Below are 18,585 nucleotides of genomic sequence, written 5' to 3' on the forward strand. Positions count from 1 at the left end.
TCAGTCCCGTCTCGCCGGGCCTATCCCTCAGTCATCCCGCCGCCCCGACGTCTGACCCGGATAGGTCTGCGTCGGGACGGCGACGAAAAATCTCTCTGACGCTCACAACGCCAGACTGGTCTTAACGATGTCGGCCAGCTCGGAGCACATCTGATCAGCCTCGTCCTGGCTACCGGCTTCGACCATGACCCGCACGACTGGCTCAGTACCCGACGGACGCAGCACCACTCGACCCGTGTCACCGAGCTTCTGATTAGCGTCGGCAACCGCCTTGTTAACGTCTGGATCGATACCAGCTCGCAACTTATCGACGCCACGCACATTAATGAGGGCCTGCGGCAGACGGGTCATCACCGAGGCCAGTTCCTTAAGGGTCTTGCCAGTACGGGCGACGCGGGCAGCCAGGTGCAAACCGGTGAGAACACCGTCACCAGTGGTTGCGAATTCACTCATAATGACGTGCCCGGACTGCTCCCCACCCAGCGAGAACCCATTAGCGTTCATCGACTCAAGGACGTAACGGTCACCAACCTTGGTCTGATCGACGTGAATGTCATGCTGGCGCATCGCGATGATAAGGCCAAGGTTGCTCATGATCGTCGCGACTACGGTGTTGGAGGCTAGACGGTGGTCCTCCTGCAGGGCCAACGCGAGAATCGCGATGATGTGATCCCCATCGACGATATTGCCCTCATGGTCGACAGCCAGACAACGGTCAGCGTCGCCGTCGAAGGCCAATCCCATGTCAGCTCCGACCTCGACGACCTTGGCCTGCAGCTTCTCCGGGTGAGTAGAGCCACACCGCTCATTGATATTAAGGCCATCCGGCTGGTCATGGATCGCGACGACCTCGGCCCCCTGGGCGGCGAAGGCAGCCGTTGCCGTGTGGAAGGAGGCACCATTGGCGGTGTCTAAGACGATCTTCATCCCCTTGAGGGTGTCCTGCTGGCGCAGCGAGCGCACCAAGTGATCGACGTAGGTGTCGACGGCCTGCGGGGTGTAGCGGATGCGACCGACCTTGTCGCCAATAGGGCGAGCCCACGGCTCACCCATACGCTGCTCGATGGCGTCCTCAAGGTCGTCGGGAAGTTTCACACCACCGCGGGAGAAGAACTTGATGCCGTTGTCAGGCATGGGGTTGTGAGATGCCGAGAGCATGACGCCTAAATCAGTGCGGTACTCATTGACGAGGTAGGCCGCCGCAGGGGTCGGGATCACGCCGACGCGCAACACGTCGACACCAGCGCTAGCCAGCCCAGCGCAGACAGCGGCCTCGAGGAACTCGCCAGATGCGCGAGGATCGCGTGCTACCAGCGCGGTGGGCTGGCGGTGCCCGAAAGCACCCGCCTCACCCAGAACGTGGGCAGCCGCGACCGAAAGGTCGAGGGCCAACTCGGCGGTGAGGTCCTGGTTAGCCACACCGCGCACTCCGTCAGTTCCAAATAGTCGTGCCACGAGGACCCACTGTACCCACCACCTGTATCAGCCGGGCAGAACACCCGCTGTGGAACAGGATTCCGGCTGCTTGTAGGACCGCTAGCCTCCATAAATAAAACTCGGGGCGGCCCTCCATCGCAGGAGAGCCGCCCCGAGTTTCTGGGAAACAGATCAACGCTTCGAGTACTGCGGAGCCTTACGGGCCTTCTTGAGTCCAGCCTTCTTGCGCTCCTTGACGCGGGCGTCACGGGTCAGCATGCCGGCCTTCTTGAGGGCCGGGCGCGAGGCCTCGGCGTCAACATTGTTCAGGGCGCGGGCAATGCCCAGACGCAGCGCACCAGCCTGACCGGTGACGCCGCCGCCACCGATGCGGGCGATGACGTCGTAGGCGCCCTCGACACCAGCAGTAGCGAAGGGGTCGGTCACGATCTGCTGGTGGACCTTATTCGGGAAGTACTCGTCCAGGGTTCGACCGTTGATCTTCCACTGGCCGGAGCCGGGAATGATGCGGACGCGGGCGATAGCTTCCTTGCGACGGCCGGTGGCGGCACCGGCGGCAATCATGGCGGGGCGCTTGGACTCACCAGCGGCCACGGTCGGGTTGGAATCGGTGCGGTAGGCGATCTCACGGTCGCCCTCGGTGAACGGGGTGACCTCGGTGTTCTCGAGGTTCTCGGTTGGGGTGTCAGTCACTGTCACAATCCTTCGTGGGCGATCACTGGGCGATCTGGGTGATCTCGTAAGGCTGCGGGTTCTGCGCAGCGTGCGGATGCTCAGGGCCGCCGTACACCTTCAGCTTCTTGAGCTGCTGACGCGACAGCTTGTTCTTGGGCATCATGCCCCACACCGCGCGCTCCACGGCGCGACGCGGGTCCTTTTCAAGCATCTCGCCGATGCTGGTGACGCGTAGGCCACCCGGGCGCCCGGAGTGGTCGTAACGCAGCGAGTCAGTGGCCTTCTTGCCAGTCAGCGCAATCTTGGAGGCGTTGACGACGACGACGAAGTCACCGGTGTCGATGTGGGGGGCGTACTGCGGCTTGTGCTTGCCGCGCAGGAGGTTGGCAACGGTGGTAGCCAGACGACCCAGAACGATGTCCTCGGCGTCAATGACGTACCAGTTGCGCTGCACCTCGCCGGCTTTGGGGCTATAGGTGGTCACAGGTACCTTCTCGAACTCGGTCCCATGCGTGAAGTCACGCACAGGGATCTTGCAACATGGTGGTGCTCTGCGGGCGATTCCTTCACTCAACGGCGTGACACGCCGGAGACCGGAACCGCATCACGACATCGCTGTGTCGGACAGACGGAGCGACCGCGGCGGTCAACTCCCGTTTGCTCGAGGGCAACGTGAGCATTTTACACACTCACCAGACAAAGAGCGAATTGCCGAACGGTAATCGGCCCCTGGCCGGCTCTTCCCCGGTCAGCGCCCACTGAGAGGCATCCTCACCGGCCGAGCTGATCCGGGCCCGGGCACAACGGCGGGACTACCACTCGCGCAAGCAGATGGTCCGGGTGATCCACCGGGACCATCCGGGACTCCACCGCGGCCCACTTCCACCATGACACTTCGTGTCACCGTGTTGCCAAACAGGTCGCTCGCCTCCACCACAATCCGATGGTTGCCCACCGATCTCGGCGATCCCGAGAGGGTGGCGGCCAAGGAGGTCAGTCCGTTCGCTGACATGTCGTTGGTCCAGCGCAGCCCGGCAGGCAATGCACCGCGAAGTCGCCAGGACACCGGCTGCTGGCTGGACACCGAGATCCTTACCGGAGTGATCGGGTCTGAGACCATCACCCGTTGCCGCTGGAGCCCGACCACGGTGAATCGGGGAGCGGTGGCAGGACGCACCAGATCGTTATTCTTGACCGCGAAACGCTGGGTGGTCGTGTTGCCGGCATAGTCGGTCACCGTCATAACAAGGGTTCCCTGAGACGAGGGAAAGGAATGGAAAGCAGACGGGTCGTCAGTCGTCGGGCCAGCGCCCCATCCCCCACGCACCGATCCGCCGCGACGAATCGTCGTGAGTTTCCTGGCAGTGCCGCCCGTCCCCTTCCACGTGATCTGGAGGCCGTACCAGTCGGGTGAAGTGAGATTCCTCATGTGGAATCCTGACCGCTTCTTCTCCACGACAATGTCATCGAGGGTCACCGGCGCGGCCCACGAGTCATGAGTGCGACCACGGTAGCTCAGCCCCAGCCCATGACCGGTCGTCACCGTGAGGTCGTAGGGATGCCCCTCGCGCACCGGAACCGGCACCGCGGCGTGCCCCGCAGCGCAGGGCACGTCAAGGCCGTAGGGCTGGTTGTCGATGTCGCCCTTCGCGATGTCAACGAGGTGGACGTCGACCCGACATATCGACGCCCTCGCACCCGCGGCGTCCCACGTGACATCGAGCATTCCCGGCCTGGCAGCATCAGTGAGCAGCTTCGACGCCGTCGCAGCCTCGGCCACCTTAATGTGGCGAGGCTGGGCGGAGTAGTCGTAGCTCACCGTCGAGGGGGCTGACATCTGACCGTCATGGCCCACCGCACGCACCCTGAAGGTGACCTTCCCGGTCGTCCCCGGCACTGCCTTGAGATAGGCGAGATCGGTGTAGCCGGAGGCCAGATGGACGATCCTGCCGTTCGGACCCATCGACTCGACGACATACTCAGCGACCTCGTCGAACGGCGCGGCTTGCCAGGATAGGACGGCCTGCCCGTCGTCGTACACCGTGTCAAGATGCACTTTGCGCGGCGCCGCAGGTGCCCTCGAACCGTCACGCACCGAGATGGCACCGACATTCATCTGGTAGTCGGAGGCAGCTTCGAACTGCAATCCGAGGGTGGTCAGCGTCCGGCCTGCAAACCGGCCCAGGTGGAGCGTAGCGGTACGCCAGCCACCTTTAACATCGCTGCCGGGTACGTCAACCGTGACGACGCGACCGGGATCGTCAGCGAAAACGAGGGCGGCCCGCATGGTGCCGTGGTCCTTCGAGCTCTTGCGGAAGGTGATGGGCATGCTCGTGTCGGCTGTCATGGCCAACCGGGTTTTGAACAGCCGCAACGTCGTCGGTCTGCTCATCGTCCCGTGGACGACGAGGGAAGACCCGCCGCGCCAGGCCCCGACCTGACGGTACGGCAGCCTGACCGGAGCACCATGAACGTCCTTGCGCCGCTCTGAGGAACCATAGTCAAAGTCAACCGAGGGGCGTGTCCCATCGGTGTCGATCCACCACTGCCAGCTTGGCAGGATCGACTGAGCGTCCATGTCGGTCCACGATGCATCAGCCGAGACGTCGCCCGCCGAATACCACTTCATGCCGTGCCCGGTATTGAAGTCAGTGTAGAAGTGCTTCCCGCCGATGACCGAGCGGGCCGGGGTGAAGTCGGCGACTCCTACCCAGGAAGACGAGTCTGCCACGCCGACGTCCGGACGGGAATGGCCAGGATGGGAGCCGGTGTCCTTCGGGTTTGACGTCACTCCTGAGAAGTACATCCGCTCACGCTCAGCCACCATCCACTGGTAGGGGTCCTGCTGGAACAGTGGCACGTCCTTGTGCGCGTCCTTGGGCTTGACCGCATCGGCCAGTCCTCGTTGGTACATGTCGCTAGGGGTAAAAAGGGCAACGGAGGCTTTGGGGCTGTGATTCCGCCTCGACTTGTACAGGTTCGGCAGTTCGGTCGCGGTCCGATGCTTGCCATTGAACCCCGCTTGGTTCGCCTCGACCCCGAAGAATAAGGACTGGTATGGGTCATACCCTTCGGCCTTGGCCGCTTCGATCGACTGAGCCTGAGTCCCCGGCCAGCTGTAGTTGAGGAACACTGAGTTCATGATCCTGCCGTGGTCTAGCAGCCCAGCCTTGGCCGAGGACCACGTACCTGGAGAGTTCGTGTACCACTGGGTGTAGAGCCCTTTCGACGTGAGATAGCTCATGAACGGCTTGAACCTCGCGTCTTGAAGACTGCCTTCCTCTTCATTGAGGAAATACCCGTCGTATCCGAAGCACTTGGCCATCTCGACCAATTTTTCGGCGATGACATACCCCTGGGATTTGGGATCTTTATCGAAGGCTTCTTTAAAGGTCAGCCCAGGACGGAAAGCCGGGTCAAAGTATATTGTCGCGATGGACTTGACACCGTTGCGATGGGCGGCATTGGTGTATGCGGGATGAGGGATGTCCACGACGCCGAACTCGAAGTTGCGCGTCCGCCAGTCACTGGTGGCGGGGTCGTAGAGCGACTGTGGGGTCCATGCGGTCGCTGACCCATGCCAAGGGCTCCAGTAATCGGCATACTGCCAAAAGTTGAGGACGTTGTGGGCGAACCCGTCATTGGCACGGAAATTCCCGAAGAAGGAGTTTCCATAATCGCCTTGCATGAGCATGACCTGAGCCTTGGCATCTAGTTCCGGTCGGATCTGGGTGGACGGGTCGCCAGCGATACGGGGTTGCAGGGGCACCTCGGCGCGCAGGTACCGGGCGTAAGGATCGGTCTGAGGGCGCCATGTTCGGATGTCTTGAAGTCGATGCCCAGCGTTGCGAGGTTGGGCCGGTGCCAGGGCATGAGCTCCCACGGGTGCGACGGAGTCATCGGCGACAGCAGGGGATGTTAGGGCCGCGAGCCCCACCAGGGCAGCGACCCCGGCGATGAGCGCTCGTTTCACGGTGTTCCTTTCTACGATGAAAGTACCGCTCAATAGTAAATCGCTTTAGCTCACCGCGGAAGACAGTCCAAGCCCCCGGATTCGACGGCCGCCCCGCCACCATATCGAGTCATGTGTTAGATTAGGCTCACCTAAGGCTAAAGGATGTGACAATGACTGCTCCACGACACGGTGACACCTCCGACAACTCCGGCGCCCAGAAGGACACGGATCGAATCGCATCAACCTTGTCGCAGCGCTGCTCCTCCTTGGCTCGCCGCATCCTTAGCGGTGCCGGTATGGCAACAATGGTGGCCCACAGCATGATCTCCGCTCATGAAAGCCCCGAGGAGTGGACCTGCGATCTCCAAGCCCACGGCATCACGGCGTCAGGACGTTTCCTCGTCGCCCTGCGCTCCCACCCCACCCAGGCCCTGTGCCAAGTCCCGGCTGGACTGCCCACCGATGTTCGTCTGGAAATCTCTAAGGATGCCCCGGAACCGGCCATCCGCCTCCTGGCAGCCTCCCTCCATGTGCTCGCAACAGTCACCTGGTTGACTCCCGACCAGATCGACCACCTGTTGGCCACGGACGTGCTGCCGAGCGAGGTGTCGATCATCGCTGGATTCGACGACGCACTCATCGGGGTCATCGCCCCGCATCGCGCAATCCTTCACGACGCCATGGGCAGCACCGAGATCGACATCCCTGCCCTCATTAACGACATTCCCGCCGACGAAGTTTTCCCATCTGCCGAGGACGAGCTCTCCGCCCTGGACATCGTCGCCTCACTCGGCAACCTCCACCTCTCGCAGCTGTGCGACGGGGTACGCAAGAAAACTGTGCTCGGCTGCAGCTGCTGGTCTCGCGCGACTCACCACGCGTGCCCGCATACCGTGGGCCGGGTATTCTGCGCTGACATCGATCGCACCGGGCTGACCCTCATGTACGTCAACCCTGACCAAACGGGTGCGATGTTCATACCCCTAGAGCAGGACGCCACGTCCCTTACCGAGCTGAAGGCCGCTGTGGCCCGGCTCCCCCTGAGCTCGGATCCGGTACGCCCTACGCGTGTCTGACAACCGGATCCCGAGGTAGCGTGGGCCCTCTCTCCCCCGAGGGGGCCCACGCCTGAACCACGGCGGTCAGTTGCGCCGGAGGCGATACCTGATGGCTATCCGTGCAGAAACAGCAGATGCCTGTACGCGACTCAGCGAGTCTCGTAAGCGGTGCAGGTCGCGGTATCGCTAACTGCGACCTCCTGGGCAGTGCACATGAGCTTGTCATTGTGAACGCACTCCATGCGCTGGCACGCGCCAACGCGACCATTGGCCGAAGACAGCCCGGCGCGAGCATCGAGATGGGTAACAGTTGCGCAAGTGGGTAGCCCAGAAGCCCCACCGACGGTCATCGCGAAGGCGGTGCAGCCGGAGTCGTTAAAAGCGCAATCGGTAACGGAACAAGAAACAACGGGAGTTGCGGTAGGCATGTCGAGACCTTTCATAAAATGACCACCGCGTGCCTGACGTTTTCAACGATAAGCACTGGAAATACCACCCGCAAGCAAGGCTAGGCTGATCTCAGATCCCTTGCCAGCAAGGAATGCCGCCTGGAATCAGAGAAGATCGATCTCTTCTTTCCCACGCTCTTTCCGACCTCACTTTCCACAATGCCACCAATTCCAAAACATTCATGTTCACCAACTCCTGAGGGGGATTGCTGTTCCATCACCTCGTCCAGCGAACCCACAGCGTCACTCAGAGCCATCGACTATCATTCGAGCCCGTGCGACCCGACTCCGCTCCCCCCGATCCGTCCCAGCCCGCCGACGCCTCCCCCGCCCAGGACCGCCGCCACCAGCCGGGGCTGGGGGTCGAAGTGTCAGCCGGGGCACATCGCTCGGGTGACCGGGTCCGGCGCGGCGTCGTCTCCTTCGTGCGCCGATCCCCCCGGATGAACGTCTCCCAACAACGGGCCATGAACACCTTGGCCAGCACATACCTGATCGACGTCCCCCGCGACGCCACCAGTACTTCGGTCGCACCCGGGTCCCGTCTGGATCTCCCCGCGATATTCGGTCGCACCGCCCCGCTCACCGTGGAAATCGGCATCGGATCTGGCGACGTGCTGGCAACGCTGGCGGCCGCCCATCCCGAGCGAGACTTCATTGGTTTCGAGGTCTATCTACCCTCCATCGCGACGACCCTGAACAAACTCGAGAACGCTGGTGCAAGCAACGCCCGGATCATCATGGCTGACGCCACAGCAGGGCTGGAGCACCTCTTCGGACCCGACGACCTCGATGAACTGTGGACCTTCTTCGCTGACCCATGGCACAAGAAGCGTCACCACAAGCGTCGCATCGTCAACCCCGACACGGCCCGGCTGGTGACGTCGCGGCTGCGTCCGGGCGGTCTGTGGCGTCTAGCAACCGACTGGGATGACTACGCCCACTGGATGCTCGAGGTGCTCTCGGCCGAGCCATTACTCGAGCCGATCGACGCCGGGCCGGACGGATTTAGCCCGCGCTGGTCCGAACGTCCGGTGACCCGCTACGAGAACAAGGGGTTGACGGCCGGACGGACCGTCCATGACCTCACCTGGCGTCGCGTGGAGCAGCCATGACCCGCTGGCGCCTAGACATTGCCTACGATGGGGCGAATTTCTCCGGATGGGCCGCACAGCCCGACCGTCGCACCGTCCAAGGCGAGCTAGAGACATGGATCCCTCGGGTGTTGCGGATTGACGAACCCACCCCGCTGACGGTGGCCGGGCGAACTGACGCTGGCGTTCATGCCCGCGGCCAGGTGGCCCATGTCGACCTCCCCGACAACGTCGACACCTCGGCGATGCTGCGTCGGCTCTCCCGGGCCCTTGACCCTGACGTCGTCGTCAAATCAGTACGCCCCGTTCCCAGCACGTTCGACGCCCGGTTCTCGGCGCTGTGGCGTCGCTACGTTTACCGCCTGTGGGACGAGTCCTCCCGCCCTGACCCGGTGACGCGCTTCCATGTGGCACCCGTGCGGGGACACCTCGACCTCAACCGCCTCAACACCGCCGGCACCTCCCTTCTCGGGCTGCGCGACTTCGCCGCCTTCTGCAAACACCGCGAGGGTGCCACAACAATCCGTACCCTCCTCGACTGCCACGCTGAACGGCTCGACAACCCGTGCGGCACCATCGAGGTGACCGTCCGCGCCGACGCGTTTTGCCACTCCATGGTGAGATCCCTCGTTGGGGCTCTCACCGCAGTCGCCTCAGGGCGGCGCGGCCAAGACTGGCTCGACGAGGTCGCCGCCTCCACCTCGCGGGCATCATCGGTGCTCGTCATGCCGGCCTGCGGACTCACCCTCGAGGAGGTCGGCTACCCCACCGACGAGAACCTTGCCGAGCGCGCCGCCCAGGCCCGTTCCCGTCGAAGCCACGACGACATCTGCGAACCCTGTTGGGAGGACCGATGAGCCAATCCAGCCGCGACGACCACTCGCCCACGCATTACTTCACCACCCCAGAAGGGCCGGTCAAGACCCGCACTATCACCGTAAATATCCGGGATGATTCCATGCCGATGACGACGGCCGGTGGGGTGTTCTCGGGGGCTCGGCTCGATCCCGGAACCGCTGTCCTCATGAGATCGGTGACCCCGCCACCGTCCGACGGCACGTTCCTCGACCTCGGCTGCGGGTACGGCCCGATCGCCTGTGCGCTGGCCCGGGCCTGCCCTGGATCCCAGGTCATCGCCGTCGACGTCAACGACCTAGCCATCGACTTGACGACCCGCAACGCCAAAGCCCTCGGGGTCGGCGGGCGCGTCCACGCCTGTCGCCCAGAGGAGGTCGACCCTGACCTCCGTTTCGACGAGATCTGGTCAAACCCGCCGATCCGGGTGGGCAAGGCGGTCCTACACGAGATCTTGACTACGTGGCTGACGCGTCTAAGCGACGAGGGGGTCGCTCACCTCGTCGTTGGGAAAAACCTCGGCGCAGATTCTCTCACCCGCTGGCTGTGTGAGCAGGGGTTCAATGCGGCCCGGATCGCTTCCGCGAAAGGGTTCCGGGTCATCGACGTCGACGCCTGACCTGGTCATAAACTGAAATGGTGCCAATGGAAAGCCAAGCCGTACCTCACGACGCCTGGAACCGGCGCTGAACCGTGTCCAGATTGGTGACGAGGACGCCCGACCCGGTCGTCGAGATTGCGGTAGCGAGCGCCCCAGACAATACCAGGACCGTCCACCCGTGGTCGTGGTGGGCCTGGGCGGCAGGCTGCGGTATCGCCATCAGCCTCACCAATAATCCGCTTCTCGTCGTCCTCATCACCGGAGCCGTCGCCCTCGTCGTTGCTTTGCGGCGCACTGACGAGCCGTGGGCCCAGTCCGCAGGGGTCTATGCCGGTATGGCCCTCACAGTCCTCATCATTCGCGTGTTCTTTCAGATTCTTATGGGTGGTAACGGCAGAGGGACGGTGCTCTTCCGTCTTCCCGAAGTGTCCCTGCCCGACTGGGCGGCCGGGATTCGCCTCGGCGGGCCGGTAACTGCTGAGGGGCTAGCCGCCACCAGTTACGACGCCCTCCGACTAGCCGGAATGCTGGCCTGCTTTGGTGCCGCAAACTCCTTGGCCAACCCCAGACGCGTCCTTAAATCCGTGCCGGCGGCACTACATGACATTTCGGTGGCCGTCGTCATCGCGCTATCGGTGTTTCCCCAACTCATCGCCTCGGCACAGCGGGTCCGACGAGCCCGACGCCTGCGCGGAGACACCAGAACAGGGATTGGCACCCTGGCGGCCGTGCTCGTCCCAGTGCTGGAGGACTCAGTGGAGATGTCGATGTCCCTAGCCCGTGGGATGGAGTCTCGTGGATACGGGCGCACCCGTGACAACCGTCGCGTCCGCCCTGGAACCAGCGTTCTGCTCGTAGTGTCTGTGATGGCGCTGACCCTCGGATGCTACGGCGTGCTCGCCAACCCGACCGGGGCCTTCGCCGCCAATCCGTCAACCTGCGCCCCCGGCAGCCTATGTTCGTGGTTCCTGGCCGACCGGATGGGTCAGCACATCGGCATCGTGCTCATTATCGCCGGGATCATCGGCTCGGTCATCGGGCTACGGATCTCGGGACGACGCCTCCAGGTGAGTCGGTACCGCCCTGACCCATGGACCTGGCAGGCGACGGCGTCATGCCTGTGCGGAGCAGCCGTGGTAGTCGCCATGATCTGGCTGTCTCGAACCAGCCCCAAGGCCATCACCGTCTCCACCTCGCCAGTGCTTTGGCCACCGCTGGAACCGGCGATGCTCCTCCTCGCGATAACGGCCGCTTTACCTGGGATTTTCACCCCTGCACCCCAAAGATCTACCCAGGCTGACCCAGAGCAGGCCGCGTCGTGGACACCCCGAAAAGATGAGGTACCCCAGTCATGAGCGATGTCATCACCGTGTCGAACGTGTCGATAACCCACCCGGGGGCCTCGACTCCGATCTTCAGGAATATTGACCTCACCGTCAAGGAAGGGGACCTGACCCTAGTCGCCGGGCGCACTGGCACCGGCAAATCGACCCTGCTGGGGACTCTCAACGGGATCGTCCCGCACTTCACTGGCGGGCGCCTCGACGGCACTGTGACAGTCGCCGGGCGCGACACCCGCACCCACCGCCCCCGGGAACTAGCCGACGTCGTCGGTGTGGTCGGGCAGAACCCGGTCGCCGGGTTCGTTACCGACACCGTGGAGGACGAGATCGCCTACGGCATGGAGCAGCTGGGGATCTCGCCGTCCGTGATGCGCAAGAGAGTCGAAGAAACCCTGGACCTCATGGGGATCGCCGATCTGCGTCACAGAGCCTTACTGAGCCTGTCTGGCGGCCAACAACAGCGGGTAGCCATCGCCGCCGTTCTGGCCGCCCAACCTCGCATCCTTGTGCTCGACGAACCGACCAGCGCCCTCGATCCCACAGCAGCCCAGGACGTACTTGCCTCTATTACCACACTGGTCCATGACGTCGGCTTAACCGTGGTCCTCGCCGAGCATCGCCTAGAACGCGTTATGCATGCCGCCGACGCCGTCTGGTGGCTACCCGGTGATGGTTCGGTGGTCCAGGGACGTCCCGAGGACGTGTTAGCTCGCGCCGATGTCGTCCCGCCATTGGTTGCCCTGAGTCGCACCATGGGATGGTCGGCTGTCCCGCTATCAGTGCGTGAAGCTCGTCGTCGGGTCGGTCCGCATCCGGACCTCCCACGTGCTCCGCGTCCCTCCGAGGCGATGACCTGGCGAGGCGGCGGCACCGAGGTACTGCGTTTGGAAACTCTTGGAGTCAATTACGGCCAAGTCCGCGCCGTCGACGCCATGACGATCACCGTGGACCGTGGCACCATCACCTGCCTCATGGGGCGAAATGGATCAGGTAAGTCGTCCCTGATGTGGGCGATCCAGGGGGCGACGAAGTCCTCAGGCACAGTGCTGGTTAACCACGACGGTTCCTGGGCCGACCCCCGCAAGGCCGACGCCGCTACCGCCCGACAGATGGTGAGCCTCGTCCCGCAGTCAGCCTCCGACCTGCTCTACTTACCGACCGTCGCGCAGGAGTGTGCCCAGGCTGACAAGGAGTCCGAAGTGCCTGAGGGCACCACGCGGGCTATCTTGTCCCGTCTCAAGGTAGAACTGCCGGAAGATCGCAATCCCCGGGACATGTCAGAAGGCCAGCGACTGGCCCTCGTCCTGGCAATTCAGCTGTCCAGCCACCCCGACGTTCTTCTCCTCGACGAGCCGACCCGCGGTCTCGACTACGCCATGAAGAACGAGCTCACACGAATCGTCCGGGATATTGCCGCCGGCGCTACCGGGGAACCAGCAGCGGTGCTACTGGCCACCCATGACGTGGAATTCGCCGCAACAACGACAGATCGCACCATCGTCATGGCCACCGGCCAAGTAGTTGCCGACGGATCCACGCGCTCAGTGTGCACCTCCTCGCCTGGGTTCAGTCCACAAATCGCCAAGGTCTTTCATCCGGCCGACGTCATGACGATTGCCGACGTCGAGAGGCTTGTGAGCATCCCGGCAGGAAGCCACCGATGAGCAGTAGGCAGCACGTCGCCGTCCGCACCTCAGCGACATCTCGGGTGCTGCTCATCGCCACCGCCGTTATGGGGCTGCTGGCCTTCTGCTGGCCGCTCTTCCTCAATCCGGGAAGCGCCGCCGACTATGAGACGCGCACCCCATTTCTCTTCGCCGCGATCCTGCCCGTGGTGTTGGCGGTGGTGGTCTCCCAACTCAGTTCGGACGGGATCGACGTCAAGGCCCTCGCCATGATCGGTGTCCTCACCGCGTGCGGGGCAGCACTACGTACCCTCAGCCCGTCGCTGGCGGGGATTTCCTTCGTCTTCATCCTCATGATTACCGGGGCACGAGTGTTCGGTGCAGCCTTCGGTTTCGTCCTCGGCACCACCACAATGTTCGCATCCGCCCTACTCACCGCAGGTTTCGGGCCGTGGCTGCCCTACCAGATGATCGCCTCTGGGTTCGTCGGGTTGGGAGCGGGGCTGCTCCCCCGCGCGCGGGGAAGAGCCGAGATCGCCTGGCTGTGTGGTTGGGGATTCGTCTCAGCCTTCCTCTACGGATGGTTGATGGACTTCGCTTTCTGGCCCTTTAACCTCGGCACCAGCACCCAGCTGTCCTTCGACCCGCACGCGTCCCCACTGACGAACCTGTGGCATTTCGTGTTGTTCAACTTGGCGACGTCCATGGGATGGAATCTGGGACGTGCACTCACCAACGTGGTTTGCCTGGCGCTGTTAGGAGGCCCGGTCCTCCGAGTACTACGGCGGGCCTCCCGACGTGCCCAGTTCATGCCGGATGCAGTCCATACCAGCCCCGACGAAAGCTAACCTACATTTCCGCCAGTGCGTCTGGCCCCTCGGGCAGGATCTGCCCGCCATCCACCACGATGGACTGACCGGTCACATAGCGCGCCCCATCCGACGCGAGGTACGCCACCGCTTCACCGATATCCTTGGCCTCACCAAGCATCCCCAGCGGCACGGCCTTCGCCATCTCAGCGAGGTAGTCATCGCCGAGCGCTTCCAGACCTGGGGTTACGACGTTGCCCGGCATCACTGCATTGATGGTGATCTTGTCGCCCGCCAGCTCCATCGCGGCCGAGCGGATGAATCCCATCTGTGCCGCCTTGGTGGCACCGTAGTGCGACCATCCTGGATAACCGGTGATGTTGCCGGTAATCGACGATGTAACCACGATGCGTCCGCGACCAGACTCACTCAGGGCTGGCGTGGCCGCTTGCACCATATGCACCATGCCCTTGACATTCACGTCAAAGATGAAGTCAATTTGGTCATCGCCAAGATCGGCGAGACGAACTTGGGGATACACACCAGCGTTAGCAACGAGCACGGACAGGCCACCAAACTCGGCAGCAACATCATTCACCACACGGATGCAGGCTTTCTTGTCCCGCACGTCGAGTTGGTAAACATCGAGTCCATCGGCGCGCGCCTGCGCACACCTTTCCTCGGTCACACCGGTCACGGCGACACGGGCACCGTGGAATGTGAGTACCTCCGCGATTCCGCGACCGATTCCAGCGGTCCCACCGCTCACCAGCGCGGTACGACCAGCAAGCAGTCCAGTCATTGTCACTCCTCCAACATCGTTGATCGCAGGAGACACACGTATGGTAGCAAGCTGGCGTGGAAACACCGCGAATCGGTGTCCCCGACCGGGCACGTCACCCCACCGGGGTGATCTTCGTCAGCACCTTGTCCCAGGTGCGGTCGAGACGTCGTCCGCCTACTACGATCCCGAAGTGCAGCACCAGGAAGGACCATCCCAGCCCGCCAACGAAAGCCAGCAGGATGCTCCACCATGCATTTTCCTCCATCGCCACCAGCACCACGAGGGCAATCATGGGGATCGCAACAGGAATCCCTGCCACCATACCGAGAAGGCCCCCGAGGCACCCGGCACCGGCCGACGATCCTGAGTTAAACCCGCTGCCCTTGCGGTTCTCCGCAACCCGCATTGGATTGACGACCCCCATCCAGGAGCCGATCCCGGTCGAGAGCAGGAGAGCCCCTAACGCCTCTGTCATCACCACCGGCAGCAGCTCCCACTGGCCGCACCACCCCGTGATAACGACAGCCAGCACCAGGCTGACCGGCATCGTGACGAGGAGAACAGCAATCGCGCGACCGCGTCGATCCTCTTCCCCCGTGACCGACGCCTCGATGTGGTGCCACAGCGCCGTTCCGTCGTAGCTGATGAGTGACCCGACGTACATCGGCGTCGCAATGAGCATTACGGCAAACGGGATCGCGGTGACGATGAGAGCCGCCTGCGGGCTACGCACCTCGTCCCCGCCATTGACGAGCATCGGGACAGCGGCCAGCAGCGGGACGAGGAAAATGTCGAGGAGCAGGGACACCATTCGGGGATCCCGCTTGAGGTACCTCAGGGTGCGTCCAGCAATCACCCCCGTCGGGGTGGCCGACATCATCCGGTCGATCCGATTCGCCGCTTTCACCTTCGCAGCGCTTGCGCCGTCCCCGACCGGGGCTACGAGGCGACGCGCGACGATGGCCTGCCACGCCCACACCATAACGGCCACCGCGGCGATACTGACGATGAGCTTAATAACGAAAGCTAGCCAGGAACCGCGGGCAGCCTCCCACGGCATTGACCATGCCCAGCCCAGCGGGGTCCATCCGACGATCCGCCCCGCGCTGACCGGAATCCTGTGGGTGACTGGGTCGGCCTTCATCACAACCTGCATCCCAACGCCAAGACCGCAGCACAACAGCGCGACAAGGACCATCGTGGCCTCACGAAACCGCCGCTTGGCCATCACGATCGACATCGCTGCCAGCAGGAGGTTCGATGCGATCAGGGCAGCTGCCCATCCCAGCAAGTCACCAAGCACAGCGGCCACGATCGGGGCAGCCCCGGCACTCGACCACGCGAAGATATGTGAGACCGACGCCACAAGAGTGACGATCCCTCCCCAGCCCAACAGCCCGACGACAACGAAAGCGGGCATGAGCTCCCCCGCCCGCCGCGAAAAGACCGCGTATCGCGACGGATCTGTGTAGGTAGGCTGAGCGCCGAAAAGCACCGGCACGATGACCCAAAAGACGATGAGCGACGCCCCGGCCACGGCGGTGCTGGCACCGCGCGCATCGATGCCGAGTTGCCCGGCTGCCCGCACATAGGCGAAGTAGTTTCCGCCGAGAAACAAGGACATGAGAACCAGGAGGATGAGTCCGAAGATCTCGGCCGGCTTAGCACCTTTGCGAAGGGGAGCCAGGGTGGTGCTCCACTGGTGCTTTAGGACCTGCGCAACCACGTGAGCCCCTCCCCCGTGTTGGCGTTCCCACCGACCAGTTCGACGAACCTATCCTGCAGCGACTTGCCCTGACGGACCTCGTCGAGGGTCCCGATCGCGTGAAGGTGCCCCTGCGCGATGACGGCCACCGAGTCGCATAGGGACTCGACAAGCTCCATGACATGGCTAGAGATGATGACCGTCCCGCCACCGGCAACGAAGCGGCGCAAAATAGACCGAATCGTTTGACCCGATACTGGATCGACGGACTCGAGGGGCTCGTCGAGAACGAGGACGGCAGGATCGGCAACGATGGCGCAGGCCAAACCGATTTTCTTGGTCATACCGGCGGAGTAGTCGCAGACCAGAGTGTCCGCAGATTCCGTCAGTCCAAGAGCATCTAGGAGCCCGTCGACGCGTTCATTGACAGTGGCCTCGTCGAGACGGTGCAGTATCCCACAAAAGCGGAGCAGCTCTCGCCCGGAAAGACGGTCGAAGGTCTTCATTCCGTCAGGCAGGACGCCCATCTGAGCCTTAGCCGCAGCCGGATCGGCCCAGACGTCATGGCCAAGTACCTCCACCCGGCCGGCGTCGGGACGCAACAGCCCGGTGACCATTGACAAAGTCGTCGTTTTACCGGCGCCGTTGGGGCCGACGAACCCGAACATCGATCCCCGCGGAACCCACATCGTGAGGTTGTCAACGGCGACCTTGGCCCCAAACCGTTTGGTCAGCCCCTCGATCATGACCGCAGGTTGTCCCGGTGACCGGGTCTGCGCAGGAACGGGAGCGGCTGTCTGCGGAATGGCCCGGAATTCGGTGGCGTCATCACTCATAGTACTCATCACGTCATCTCAAAAGGTCAAGCTTACAAGTCGCCTTCAGAAAAATCTATACCGATTCAGGCCAATCCCCCTAAACTCGATACAGCTTATTTAATCCTGGACGACCAGAACACCCGACAATACATAGCACCCCACATTACACAGCCTCACAGTTTGCCGTCAAAGCGCTTTCAGCAACGCTGCCATTAGTCATGTTAATGCCGATGCGACGAGCACTGCTGCCGCGAGAGACACAGGAAGGCGAACCTAAGGTAGCCACCTCCCAGAATCATCGGATCATTGCCGACATCACAGCATCAGTTACGATAAGAGGGGAGGAATTCAAGAGGATATTGAATCCTCATCAATACCCGTACACATCAGCCCGTAGTGCACTATTCAAGAAATAAGAGGTCAGCGTAAGCAAATCGTCCACCCCGAATCAACGCGACCTTCGAGGATTTATCGAAAACGTAGCACGGCCGCCATCGCCGCCATCACCCTTACCCGTTGGCGATCGTGCGAACACGCCCCGAGCCCACGCCCCAAGGATCGCGGCCAGACCAGACAATTCGTCGACAGCACGTGAAAAATCTCGCAATCGCGGGAATGATGGAGACAAGTTCGTTGTTGTATCGAACAAGCAAGCGGCCCTGCCAGGGGCCACGTCATGACGGACGTCGTGACGTATCTCGCTCCACAGGAGGAAGAATGGCTGTTTACACCCTTCCCGATCTCGACTACGACTACGGCGCACTGGAGCCCCACATCTGTGGGAAGATCATGGAACTACACCATGACAAGCACCACAACACCTACGTTCAGGGTGCTAACACCGCCCTAGACAAGCTGGCTGAAGCCCGCGAGAAGGGCGACTTCGGAGCCATCAACAAGCTTGAGAAGGACCTGGCCTTTAACCTCGGTGGCCACATCAATCACTCCGTGTTCTGGAAGAACATGTCCCCCAACGGAGGCGAGCGTCCGGAAGGCAACGAGCTCGCCGCCGCCATCGACGAGTTCTTCGGCTCCTTCGGCAGCTTCAAGAAGCAGTTTGAGGAGACGGCCAAGGGCGTCCAGGGCTCCGGCTGGGGCATGCTCGTGTGGGATGTAATGGGGCAGCGCCTCAACACCATGCAGCTGTTCGACCACCAGGGCAATCTGCCGTCGACCCAGATCCCGATCGTCCAGCTCGATATGTGGGAGCACGCCTACTACCTGCAGTACCAGAACATGAAAGCCGATTACGTCAGCGCTTGGTGGAACGTCGTCAACTGGGCTGACGCCGAACAGAGGTTCACCAAGGCTCGTTCCATCACCGATCTGTTCTGATCTGTAGACCTGAACCGACACATCCTTCACCGTCATTGGCCG

Annotated in this window: 16 protein-coding genes; 8 read left to right on the top strand and 8 right to left on the bottom strand. The window is 62.7% G+C overall.

All coding sequences use genetic code 11. The features are described from left to right. Positions 1 to 102: 102 nt before the first annotated feature. The 4 genes from glmM to A5483_RS12635 form a co-directional block, all read right to left on the bottom strand. Complete coding sequence (gene glmM / locus A5483_RS08605) at positions 103 to 1,455, bottom strand: phosphoglucosamine mutase (protein ID WP_003866451.1); 1,353 nt, start codon at positions 1,453 to 1,455, stop codon at positions 103 to 105. Between the two features lie 153 nt (positions 1,456 to 1,608). Then, positions 1,609 to 2,130: a 30S ribosomal protein S9 gene (gene rpsI / locus A5483_RS08610; RefSeq protein WP_002549886.1), complete on the bottom strand. Its 522-nt coding sequence runs from the start codon at positions 2,128 to 2,130 to the stop codon at positions 1,609 to 1,611. Positions 2,131 to 2,152: 22 nt separating this feature from the next. Beyond that, entirely contained in the window at positions 2,153 to 2,596 is a 444-nt protein-coding gene (gene rplM / locus A5483_RS08615) for a 50S ribosomal protein L13 (protein WP_003866468.1), read from the bottom strand. Positions 2,597 to 2,860: 264 nt separating this feature from the next. After that, positions 2,861 to 6,085 (bottom strand): endo-beta-N-acetylglucosaminidase, encoded by a 3,225-nt coding sequence (locus A5483_RS12635; protein ID WP_063811580.1) that lies wholly within the window; start codon positions 6,083 to 6,085, stop codon positions 2,861 to 2,863. A 152-nt stretch (positions 6,086 to 6,237) separates the two neighbouring features. Between A5483_RS12635 and A5483_RS08625 the strand changes: the two genes are divergently transcribed. Further along, a complete protein-coding gene (locus A5483_RS08625; RefSeq protein WP_002549904.1) occupies positions 6,238 to 7,143 on the top strand; it encodes a hypothetical protein in 906 nt (301 codons plus the stop codon). A 131-nt stretch (positions 7,144 to 7,274) separates the two neighbouring features. Here the strand turns inward: A5483_RS08625 and A5483_RS08630 are convergent, their stop codons facing one another. Next, positions 7,275 to 7,568: a DUF1540 domain-containing protein gene (locus tag A5483_RS08630; RefSeq protein WP_082864032.1), complete on the bottom strand. Its 294-nt coding sequence runs from the start codon at positions 7,566 to 7,568 to the stop codon at positions 7,275 to 7,277. 449 nt (positions 7,569 to 8,017) lie between these two features. Between A5483_RS08630 and trmB the strand changes: the two genes are divergently transcribed. From trmB to A5483_RS08665, 6 genes are all read left to right on the top strand, one after another. Further along, positions 8,018 to 8,689, top strand: coding sequence for a tRNA (guanosine(46)-N7)-methyltransferase TrmB (trmB, locus tag A5483_RS08640; protein WP_042843105.1), 672 nt, complete (start codon positions 8,018 to 8,020; stop codon positions 8,687 to 8,689). Beyond that, complete coding sequence (gene truA, locus A5483_RS08645; protein ID WP_063811584.1) at positions 8,686 to 9,525, top strand: tRNA pseudouridine(38-40) synthase TruA; 840 nt, start codon at positions 8,686 to 8,688, stop codon at positions 9,523 to 9,525. Before trmB ends, truA begins: the two co-directional genes overlap by 4 nt. Next, positions 9,522 to 10,142 (top strand): class I SAM-dependent methyltransferase, encoded by a 621-nt coding sequence (locus A5483_RS08650; protein ID WP_063811586.1) that lies wholly within the window; start codon positions 9,522 to 9,524, stop codon positions 10,140 to 10,142. The genes truA and A5483_RS08650 overlap by 4 nt, the downstream gene beginning before the upstream one ends. A gap of 74 nt (positions 10,143 to 10,216) precedes the next feature. Beyond that, positions 10,217 to 11,479, top strand: a complete 1,263-nt coding sequence (locus A5483_RS08655; RefSeq protein ID WP_193790467.1) for a CbiQ family ECF transporter T component — start codon at positions 10,217 to 10,219, stop codon at positions 11,477 to 11,479. Next, positions 11,476 to 13,131: an ABC transporter ATP-binding protein gene (locus A5483_RS08660; RefSeq protein WP_063811588.1), complete on the top strand. Its 1,656-nt coding sequence runs from the start codon at positions 11,476 to 11,478 to the stop codon at positions 13,129 to 13,131. Before A5483_RS08655 ends, A5483_RS08660 begins: the two co-directional genes overlap by 4 nt. Then, positions 13,128 to 13,940, top strand: a complete 813-nt coding sequence (locus tag A5483_RS08665; protein ID WP_063811590.1) for an ECF transporter S component — start codon at positions 13,128 to 13,130, stop codon at positions 13,938 to 13,940. Before A5483_RS08660 ends, A5483_RS08665 begins: the two co-directional genes overlap by 4 nt. A 1-nt stretch (position 13,941) precedes the next feature. Here A5483_RS08665 and fabG read toward each other — a convergent pair whose 3' ends face one another. The 3 genes from fabG to A5483_RS08680 form a co-directional block, all read right to left on the bottom strand. Beyond that, entirely contained in the window at positions 13,942 to 14,703 is a 762-nt protein-coding gene (gene fabG, locus A5483_RS08670) for a 3-oxoacyl-ACP reductase FabG (protein ID WP_002549873.1), read from the bottom strand. 94 nt (positions 14,704 to 14,797) lie between these two features. Continuing rightward, positions 14,798 to 16,411: a hypothetical protein gene (locus A5483_RS08675; RefSeq protein WP_063811592.1), complete on the bottom strand. Its 1,614-nt coding sequence runs from the start codon at positions 16,409 to 16,411 to the stop codon at positions 14,798 to 14,800. Next, positions 16,393 to 17,136, bottom strand: a complete 744-nt coding sequence (locus A5483_RS08680; protein ID WP_042843102.1) for an ABC transporter ATP-binding protein — start codon at positions 17,134 to 17,136, stop codon at positions 16,393 to 16,395. The genes A5483_RS08675 and A5483_RS08680 overlap by 19 nt, the downstream gene beginning before the upstream one ends. 789 nt (positions 17,137 to 17,925) lie before the next feature. Between A5483_RS08680 and A5483_RS08685 the strand changes: the two genes are divergently transcribed. Further along, complete coding sequence (locus A5483_RS08685) at positions 17,926 to 18,543, top strand: superoxide dismutase (protein WP_063811594.1); 618 nt, start codon at positions 17,926 to 17,928, stop codon at positions 18,541 to 18,543. Positions 18,544 to 18,585 lie beyond the last annotated feature (42 nt).

This window comes from Cutibacterium namnetense, from assembly GCF_001642025.1.
Taxonomy (GTDB): domain Bacteria; phylum Actinomycetota; class Actinomycetes; order Propionibacteriales; family Propionibacteriaceae; genus Cutibacterium; species Cutibacterium namnetense.